This window comes from Eudoraea sp., from assembly GCF_049665975.1.
Classification (GTDB): domain Bacteria; phylum Bacteroidota; class Bacteroidia; order Flavobacteriales; family Flavobacteriaceae; genus Eudoraea.
Genome location: NZ_JBATGR010000398.1, coordinates 1 through 9,647, shown reverse-complemented (window position 1 = coordinate 9,647; position 9,647 = coordinate 1). Strand labels below are relative to the sequence as shown.

Sequence of the window (9,647 nt, the reverse complement as noted above, 5' to 3'; positions counted from 1 at the left end):
CCGGATTTATAGTCAGGTCAAGGTTTAGCGAGGAGGACAGGCTAATTTTAACATCGCCACCAACTTTAGTCTCATAATCTGTATTTCCATCTAAATCATAAGTCGTTTGGCCCAATGCATATGGGATTAAGGAGAAGTTGAAGCGCGGGGTTGGAGGTGCTTCATCCCAAACTAACACTCCGGTATATGCTAGTGAAGCCGTAGGGAATTGCCTTGGTATTGGTGTCCAGCTAGATTTTTCGCTCGAAGCCAAATGTAGTCTGCTAAAATTAATGCCCCATTCTTTAACCCCATCCTCATACCTTATAGATTTAAAAGGAAGAGCCATTTCAAAAACCCATTTTTCCCCGTCCTGTGTTACTTCAGATATCCATTTACTATCCCAATTAAGATCAACACTGCCGCCTGCAAACATCGTACCATCCCACTGAGCCCCTGCAGCATTAGAACCAAAAGTAAATCCTGTAGTTTGGTTGTTAAAGGGATCTAAGAATAATAAAAAATTGTCATTTTTATTAAATGAAAAATCCCGCCTTAAAGACTCAACAAAATAACTCCCGGGGACACTGTTATAAAAAGTAGCTATTAAGTAAATATTGGTGTCATCATAGGTCATCCGTATTTCGGACTTATCCGTTGCCTTATCAGTATCCATAGGCGTTACCATAAAAAAATCTTTGGCAACATCAGTTCCTTCCCATGCTTCATCATCCGCAATTCCATCAATTTTTATTGGTAAATTGGTTTTTCGGATATTTATGCGAAAACTTTCATTCTTTTTTTGGGCATTAAGTTGCAGTATTAATGCAAAGAGAATTAAAGTAAATGGAAACTTTTTCATACTACTTTTCTCATGAATCCACCTGAATTTTAAACACCTAAAACAAGCGTTACTAAGAGTATCGGTTAGATGAAACTTAGATATCTGGCTTAGTTATTCTAGACTATGATAAAGTACATCAAAAATTGCAAAAGAACCAGAAATTCCTCCGGTATTAGGAAAGTTAAAAAGCCGCGAAAAGCGAAGCCATATAAAAAAAAAGGAATATTACTATTTTATACTTCTAATTCCTTAAGAATATTTTCCGCAGAATTAGTTATGTTTTTGTAGCACTTATATCCCCATCTTGTAAAGAAAAACAAGAAAACAGCCATTATTGGCAAGTAAATGAGCCAGATCCTGCTTTGCAGAAAAAGATCCTTATTATTCATGATTTTACTAAATACCGGCAAGCATGTAAACATTAAGACAAAACTCAAATATATTCCAACCCTTTGCATTAGCAATAACTGATTCTTTGCCTTTGTATATTCTACAATAGTTTCTTTAAAACTATTTTTCACAATATTCATGCGCTTAATTTTCCCTAATAATCCCAGCGTAATAATGGGTAAAATTATTAAGAACGCTATAGTGAATATCCCACAGCTAAGAAGGTACCAGGTGTCTAACTTATCCAGGTTGACTAAAAAATAAATAGCCATGATGAAACATATTACTGCCCCGATTGATTCATAAAATGCGATCTTATCAAACTTTGTCCTATATCTTTCCTGTGTCATTTTCATAATTAGTTCATTTGTTAGTTTTTTTTGCTGCTCCAATTGATCACTCATATCTGACCAAATTGTTTGGATTTCTTTTAAGTCCATAACTTATTTTTTTAATATTCTTGATTTTAATTTTTGCTTAATCCTGGAAATACGGGTTCCAACATTAGTTTCACTTAATCCGGTGATCTCTGCAATCTCTTCGTACTTTTTTCCTTCCAATAAAAGGAGTATTAAGCCTTTTTCAAGAATGTTTAACTGGTGAATATGTTCATATACCATTTTCAAGCGGTTTTCAAATTCTGAATCATAATTTTCCGTTTGTTTCAGAATCACCTGATCTATACCCGTTGTATTGGAATGCTTTTTACTTTTCTTTAACTGACCGATTGCTGTATTCAATGCAATGCGATACATCCATGTACTAATTTTAGATTCATTTCGAAAAGAATCAAAAGACTTCCACAATTGGTAGACAATCTCCTGATACAAATCTTTTTGGTCCTGTCCGTTATCCGTGTAGATCGTGGTGATTTTAAAAATCACACCTTCATTTTCCCTGATTATCCTGGTAAAAGACTCTTCTTTACCCATATTTTTACAACTTCTGCTTAATTAGTAGATCAACATCAAAAAAAATCACACTTTCGTTAGAATATTTATGGGGCCAAAGAAAATTAATAATTAATGGACATGTCAAAAATTGATTTACCAATAAAAAGGGCGTAACCATATATTAGGAGAACCAATTGTGCCTATATGGTATAAAAGTACCAGAAAACTTCACCGTTTAGTTTGCGAACAAACTCTGATCCAGTCCTGGCAGTAATTTTAAAGCATTTTTATAATATACTTTTTTCAATACTTCGTCCGGGAGATCTAACCCATACATTGCCCAGAACGCGTGATACTTCTTGTAATACGGAAAGTATTCATCATCGGTTTCCAAAACTCTGAAATAAGTGGGAAATTCGTTCGGTTGATAACTGTCTTTGCCAAATAAGATACGATCCTGATATTTAACAAAGAACTTATGGGCAGCTCGAGGTTGTCTTCCCAGCTCTGCTATAATTGCACCAATACCTACATACATATTTGGCATTTGCTCTAAAAGTTCGGCTAGCTTTTGTAAATTATTGGCATACCATCCCATATGTGCATTAATGAATTTAGTTTCAGGATGCTTCTTAAACATAGCATGTTGCTCTGCTATTATTTGTTCCCATGGAGCTGGATTATCTGCAGATCGCTTCCTTCTTGGTCTGGTTTTTAATTCTAACCAACGTTCGTTATTACTATCCATTGGATCCCAGAACGACTTTGGATCTGCGGCATGTATAAGAACCGGGATACCTAATTCCCCGCATTTAGCCCAAATAGGATCTAAACGGCTGTCATCAATTGCTATTCGATTCCCATTAACATCATTATTTCTAAGCCCCAGACTTTTATATATTTTTAATCCTTTTGCACCATTTATAACATCCTCTTCCAGCTGCTTTACTGCATTTTCTGACCAATCCGGACTTCCTACTCCATTAAAATTTACATTGGCGAAGACTACAAACCTATTTGGGTAATTCCGGTTTACATTATCCAGCATATTTTTAAGACCTTCACCAGACCCTCCACTTAAGTTAACCATAACGGCCATATTCATATTATCCATAGAGGCAATCAACTGGGATAAGTCCTGTGTGGCCATCTTAAACTGATGACTGTGAATATCTATAAAAGGATACTTTGCCTTCTCTATTATATTTTCTGTGACCACTAGTGTGGATTTTGGATTGTACTCTTCAAAACTCATTTCCTGGGCATGTGACTGAAATAAAAAAGTTAAAAGAAATAAAGGAAGAAAGTGTTTTTTAACAGCGGTCATATTTATGTTATTTTGATACTCGAAATGTACTATAAATCTATGATGCAGATGTTTTAATTATTAAATAAAAGTATTCTTAATAAATTAGGGTTTGTTATCGTACATTCTTAAAAGCTTATTATAATCTACCAGGGTATCCACATCAAAAGTCTTTCCTACGGGGTTCATGCTAACAACGTTATCTTCAAATTTTTTAAGTAAAAGCTGAGCCCCTTGATCGCCATCTAAATTCTGTAAATCAGTAAAATAAATTTGTTTAAACAGGGCCGGTACGCCAATTTTATCGCCATATCTGGTAGCAATAAGATCAATTTTGTTACTGGTACAACGATCTATCATCTCATTGAGATATTCAGTATCTATCAAAGCCTGATCCGCAAGAAGAACAAGTATTGCATCAGTGTCTTTATTGTTATGCATCAGAAAATTAACTCCACATGATATTGAAGTTCCTAATCCAAGTTCCCAATTCGTATTTTCAAGAAAACTTACATTATCCGTTTTAATATTCTCCTTTATTAGCTTTGCATTGGAACCGAGGACGACAAGTACTTCACTGGCCTTTGATAATTTGGCTATTTTAATTGAATGCTCCAAAAGAGTTGAATCTTTCCATGGCAAGAGCTGCTTAATTTTTCCCATTCTACTGGAAGATCCGGCGGCGAGTATTAAAATAGTTACCTTAGAATTCATCAATTATGTATTGTTCCCAATTTATTCCTCAAAAGCATGGGTTCTTTTTCACGAATTACTGCCAGGATTTCCGCTATCACAGATACCGCAATTTCCTGAGGTGTCTCTGCACCAATATTTATTCCGGCCGGTCCGTAAATAGAATCAAAAAAATCATCTGAAATATCCAAATCGTATTCCATAAGTTCATTTAATAATTTTTCTCTTCTCAATGAAGGCCCCAACAATCCGAGATAAATTGGCCTTGCTCCCCTAAGCCCAACTAAATACTTAAGATCTTTTACATAGCTATGTGTCATCAATACAACTCCAGTCTGCTTATCTATCATTTGCGATGCAAATTCTTCCGGCAACTGCGAAAGAAATTGTTGAGCTCCGGGAAAATCGTGGATACTCTTTTCTTCAGATGGTGATGCGATAACAGAAACCTCCCATCCTGTCATGGCGGCATATGAACATAATTGAACCGCATCATGTTCTGAGCCAATTATTATTAATTTAAAACATGGGGTTAGTTTTTGCTGGAATACCTCTAGTCCTTTTTTGCTTTCAAAACCTGGCCTCAGTTTTAAGGTACTGTCATCAACTTTGAAAAGAGAGCCTGACTCATTACTAATACCTTCCTGCCTTGTAAAATAGGATAAAAGTTCAAAATTTTTCCGTTCTTTAACGGTTTGCCAAAAAGTTTTTATAGTCGTCTTATTTGGAATAAATGGTTCTAATAGAATATACAGTATACCTTCACAACCCAAACGATAACGACCATCGTAAGTCATAACTTTGGGTATTCCACTACTAAATACACTTTCGGCCTGTCTTTGTACTTCCTTCTCTACACATCCCCCACTAACGGCACCAATCATTTTTCCATTATCAAGGATTAGCATACGTACACCAGGACGTCGATAAGAAGACCCTTCCAGCGCCACAACGGTTGCGAGAACTGCTTTGTTTCCAGATTTATTTTTCGCTTGGTAGGCAGTAAATATATGTTTTAATTCATGAGTCATTTAAAAAAGAGTTCTGGTGCTTATAAAGGTTACTTTCTCATCTATGGTATATGGTACATCCCTAGGGGTTAATTTGATAAATCCATCCGATCTGGATAAACTGGTAAGGTCACCAGAACCATTATCTTTTACTAATTTGGCTTTAAGCAAACCATTAACCCATCTAATTTTAACCCCAAGAAAACGAGTCATGCTGCCTTTAATGCTTATTCCTTCCTCTAAAAATACCACAACATTAGGAATTGGCAATCCCAATGATTTTTGCAACCAATGTTTAAAATAAATATGATAATTGGCAAATGTTGATATCGGATTGCCGGGGAAAGAAAATATTACTGTTTTTGTGTTTCTATGTACCCCAAACCAGAAAGGCTTGCCAGGACGCTGTAATACACCGTGAAAAACTTTTTCTACACCTAATTCGTCAAGTATTTTAGGAATAAAATCGAATTTACCCTTAGATACACCACCGCTTAACAGCACAACATCCATTTCCTGGATGACATATGATAATTTTTGTCTTATCATATCCTTATCATCAGACAAATGTAAAAGCAGAGGCACAATATGCTCTTCGTCAAGGGCTGCAAACAAGGCGTAAGAATTAGATTTTCTTATTTGATGTGGCAATGGATGGTCTTCCACTTCAACAAGTTCATTCCCTGTTGAAATAACGGCGATCCCGGGGAGTTTTTTAACTTTAACAACAGATTTTCCAACTGACGCCAATACTCCTATTTCCGCAGCTGTAATTTTTGTGTCTTTATTTATAACCAGCTCACCTTTTTTCTTGTCACTTCCTTTATAATGAATGTTTTGCCCTCTTTGAGTTTTCTTATTGAGATTGGCAATTCCGTGTTCAATAGTAATATCTTCATACATAACAACGGTATCCGCCTCAAAGGGGACAACGGCCCCTGTCATAATTTCCACACAATGGTCTTCCTCTAAGAATTTGTATGTACGCTGACCTGCAGCAACTATAGCTTTAATGTTAAATGCAATTCTACCATTCTCAATAGCGTTATAATTTATTGCTATTCCGTCTTTTGTAGCGCGATCATATGGAGGAAAATCCCTATCAGCGAATATATCATCTGCCAAGACTCTGCCTATAGCTTTTTTTAAGGACACTGTTTCCGTTCCATAGTTTTGACTATGCTCTAAAACAAGATTATATGCATCGGCAAATGAGATCATAGAATTTCATAATTGTGTTTTATACAAATACACTGCTCAAAGCGGAGCGAAACTATAAGGTCGTTCACAATTAAATAGGTTACGTGCTATAATGGTTTATTCCACCCAAGATATTATAAATAAAGGTTTTACTATTAACTTTAATTAACTTTTGTTGTACAATTCTGCTTCTAATTCCAGATTGGCAAATAACATATATGGGGTTTGTAAAATCTATCTCATGTTTACGCGTTTCTATTTGCTCCATCGGAATATTTATCGAATTTACCAGATGATTTTGCTTATACTCTTCTTTTGACCTCACATCAATGAGTTGAATAGCGATTTTACTTTCCATAAGCTGATGTAATTCACTGGCAGAAATTGAATTAGTACTTTCGCATTCATCCTCAAAATAATAGTTGCCCAGCACCTTAATTTTTTTGTTTTCAGGAATTTGTGGAAACTTCACTTTGAGAAATGATTGATCTAAACCATTGTAAATTAGTAATAGACCTGATAAAACTTTATCTTTCCTTGTAAGTATTTTAACAACTTCCAAAGCTTGTAAACTACCCACAATACCTGGAATAACACCAAGAACACCATTTATATTACAATTGGGAATCTCGTCATTAGAAGGCATCTTAGGAAATAAGCATCTATAAGTTGGCCCTTGTTGGTAGTTGAAAACACTTAATTGAGCTTCAAATCCGTGAAGTGCCCCATAAACAAATGCCTTGTCCAGAATGACACAAGCGTCATTAATCAGGTAACGAGTTGGAAAATTATCTGTTGCGTCTACAATAACATCATAATCAGCAAGTATAGCCAAAGCATTATCGCGTGTCAGAAAGGTATCATGCCCTATTAATGTAGTACCGGAATTTTGCGATTTTAATTGCTCTAAAACTACTTCAAGTTTCCCTTTTCCGATATCTTTTTCACAATAGATCACCTGTCTTTGTAAGTTGGTAATCTCTATCTTATCGCCTTCTACAATTCCAAGGGTTCCAATGCCCATTGCATTTAGGTATTGCAGTACAGGAATACCAAGACCACCGGCTCCCACTACCAAAACGCTAGATTTTAGTAATAAATCCTGTGATTTCTGGCCAAATTCCTTAAGTGAAGTTTGACGTATGTAGCGATTTGTATTCAACTGGATTCTAATTTTGATACTACTTCTCTATAATCTTCCTCTGAGTTTGCATTCATTAAAACAAAATCATTCTCAGGAAAGACGAGTTTAATCTCAGAATTAATCAAAAATTTCCGTGGACAACTGCTAGTGGCATGTTCTAAATAATCTATAGCATGGGCTAATCCGTGGGGTTCCCATATCGCGGCTAAAGGCTCTGGTAAACCACTTTTCCTGGTAGCAAATGCAGTTGCATTATTTTCCTTATCTCTGGCAGCTATCAATTGATTTATTGCCTTTAGATCTATTAACGGAAGGTCACAGGCTAATACAAGCCAGGCAACTTTAGGATAGGCATAGTTTGCGCTCAACAATCCATTAAAAGGACCTTTAAATTCATCCTTGTCAATTATCGATGCTATACCCTTAGAAATTTCGGAAGATTGCTCTTTTCGAATACTTAAAAATGTTTTATCGCAAACCTGGGATAACAAATTATATACATGCTCTCTCTGCGGAAGATTATGATATTTTATTAGACCCTTATCCTGACCCATCCGGCTACTTCTACCTCCTGACAGCACCAGTCCATATAGTTTTATTTGTGAGTTTTTATCTTCGATTTCCATCGTTCTATAAAATTACCGATATAAGCTTACCCGTTAGGACTTTTAGTATTAACCACCAATGGAGGTCATGGAATTATCAAAAACTCCTTTGTGCTCCTTCTGGGCTTCAAAGCCAGTAGCGGCCCTATTACCAATGACTTGTTGTATTGCGCGTTTAATATTATATTCGGAAGAATCACCTCTTAATGTATCTCTGAGATTAATTTTCGGTGGGCCATATAAACAGGTAATAACATCTCCTAAAGCAGTTATTCTTAACCTATTACAACTACCACAAAAAGTTCGGCTAAAGGAAGGAATAATCCCAACATTGCCTTTGTGACCTGTTATTTTATAATTAATTGAAGTAGAAGTTTTTGGAGATGGTATTAATTGAATAGAGGGGTATGCCTTACTTATATGTGCAAAGATAGCTTTGTAATCCCATTTTATTGTATTGAATTTTTTAGATCCACCATTAAACGGCATTTCCTCCAGGAATCTTACACTTACCGGGTAACGCTTTTGTAATTCCAAAATTGGAATTATGTCTTGTACATTCTGATTGTCGAGTACTATAAAATTAATACGCACATTGAACCCTTCTGTTATTAGCCGAATAAGGTTATTATAAACGATATCGTAATGATCACGACGCGTAATACGTTCAAAAGTATCCTTATTTATGGCATCCATACTTACATTAACATCCTTAATGCCAAGCTCTTTTAGTTCATCAATATAAGGGCCAATCAATGTAGCATTTGTGGTAATTGAAAGTTCTTTAAGTCCCTCATTATTCTTAAGGTTTCTAAGCAGGACCATCAAATCTTTTCTAACAAAAGGCTCTCCTCCGGTAATCCGAATTTTATCAATACCCATTTGAACAAGTAATTCACCAATTTTTGAAAGCTCCTCGATGCTCATTAGCTCATCTTTCTTCGCAAAGGCTATACCTTCAGATGGCATACAATAATTGCACCGAAGGTTACAACGGTCTGTTACAGCCAGGCGCAAGTAATTTATATTTCTATAGTGATTGTCTATCAGCATTTAAAATCTCATATTTAGCTTAAATTATTTCAAAAACACTAACCTCCGCTTACCGGCGGAATCAATGCAATTTCATCAATACTTTTTATTGTAAAATCATCAGCTGCATAATTGTTATTTACAGCTACTGCCAGAGAACTAAGCCTGTTTAACTCAGGGAAAGTTTTGCCAAGATAGGATTTTAATTCTCCAACCGTGTTTAACTTTCCAGATTTCGCAACAGGAACTGACAGGGTTGAACTACCAACAATATCCTTGGTTATACCAAATAATAATACTGTCATATTAACCAATTATTTCCTTCTCAGGACCTTTAAGCAGTTCAGGATATTTGCTAAAAGGTTGTTTATACAATCTCTTTCCGGTTGCTGCTTTAAAAGCATTTGCAATTGCACCACCAGCTGGAGGTAATGTTGGTTCTCCCAGTCCGGTTGGAGAGAACTCGTTTTTAATCATATGAGTTTCTACTATGGGTGCCTCTTTCATCCTAATGAGTCGATATTTGTCAAAATTAACTGACTGTGGTACTC

General features: G+C 35.7%; 11 protein-coding genes and 1 pseudogene. All 12 read right to left on the bottom strand.

Going from position 1 to position 9,647, the window contains the following annotated elements; translation table 11 throughout:
- A partial coding sequence (locus WBN20_RS13335) for a carbohydrate binding family 9 domain-containing protein (protein ID WP_424282053.1) occupies positions 1-841 on the bottom strand: 841 nt, incomplete at its 3' end.
- Between the two features lie 215 nt (positions 842-1,056).
- Positions 1,057-1,653, bottom strand: a complete 597-nt coding sequence (locus tag WBN20_RS13330) for a hypothetical protein (RefSeq protein WP_424282052.1) — start codon at positions 1,651-1,653, stop codon at positions 1,057-1,059.
- 3 nt (positions 1,654-1,656) lie between these two features.
- Positions 1,657-2,145, bottom strand: a complete 489-nt coding sequence (locus tag WBN20_RS13325) for an RNA polymerase sigma factor (protein ID WP_424271993.1) — start codon at positions 2,143-2,145, stop codon at positions 1,657-1,659.
- 196 nt (positions 2,146-2,341) lie between these two features.
- Positions 2,342-3,433 (bottom strand): amidohydrolase family protein, encoded by a 1,092-nt coding sequence (locus tag WBN20_RS13320; protein ID WP_424282051.1) that lies wholly within the window; start codon positions 3,431-3,433, stop codon positions 2,342-2,344.
- An 84-nt stretch (positions 3,434-3,517) separates the two neighbouring features.
- Positions 3,518-4,126: a nucleotidyltransferase family protein gene (locus WBN20_RS13315; protein ID WP_424282050.1), complete on the bottom strand. Its 609-nt coding sequence runs from the start codon at positions 4,124-4,126 to the stop codon at positions 3,518-3,520.
- The gene (locus WBN20_RS13310) at positions 4,126-5,136 is read right to left on the bottom strand and encodes an XdhC family protein (protein WP_424282048.1); all 1,011 of its coding nucleotides are present in this window, start codon (positions 5,134-5,136) and stop codon (positions 4,126-4,128) included. Before WBN20_RS13310 ends, WBN20_RS13315 begins: the two co-directional genes overlap by 1 nt.
- Positions 5,137-6,336 carry a molybdopterin molybdotransferase MoeA gene (locus WBN20_RS13305; RefSeq protein ID WP_424282047.1) on the bottom strand — a complete coding sequence of 400 codons (1,200 nt, stop codon included), beginning with the start codon at positions 6,334-6,336 and terminating at the stop codon, positions 5,137-5,139.
- Positions 6,337-6,415: 79 nt separating this feature from the next.
- Positions 6,416-7,477, bottom strand: a complete 1,062-nt coding sequence (locus tag WBN20_RS13300) for a ThiF family adenylyltransferase (RefSeq protein ID WP_424276001.1) — start codon at positions 7,475-7,477, stop codon at positions 6,416-6,418.
- Complete coding sequence (locus tag WBN20_RS13295; RefSeq protein ID WP_424282046.1) at positions 7,474-8,085, bottom strand: NTP transferase domain-containing protein; 612 nt, start codon at positions 8,083-8,085, stop codon at positions 7,474-7,476. The genes WBN20_RS13300 and WBN20_RS13295 overlap by 4 nt, the downstream gene beginning before the upstream one ends.
- Before the next feature lie 48 nt (positions 8,086-8,133).
- A complete protein-coding gene (gene moaA, locus WBN20_RS13290) occupies positions 8,134-9,117 on the bottom strand; it encodes a GTP 3',8-cyclase MoaA (RefSeq protein ID WP_424271009.1) in 984 nt (327 codons plus the stop codon).
- Between the two features lie 38 nt (positions 9,118-9,155).
- A complete protein-coding gene (locus WBN20_RS13285) occupies positions 9,156-9,401 on the bottom strand; it encodes a MoaD/ThiS family protein (RefSeq protein WP_424276004.1) in 246 nt (81 codons plus the stop codon).
- A gap of 1 nt (position 9,402) precedes the next feature.
- Positions 9,403-9,647, bottom strand: a pseudogene (locus tag WBN20_RS13280) (xanthine dehydrogenase family protein molybdopterin-binding subunit); the annotation flags it as partial.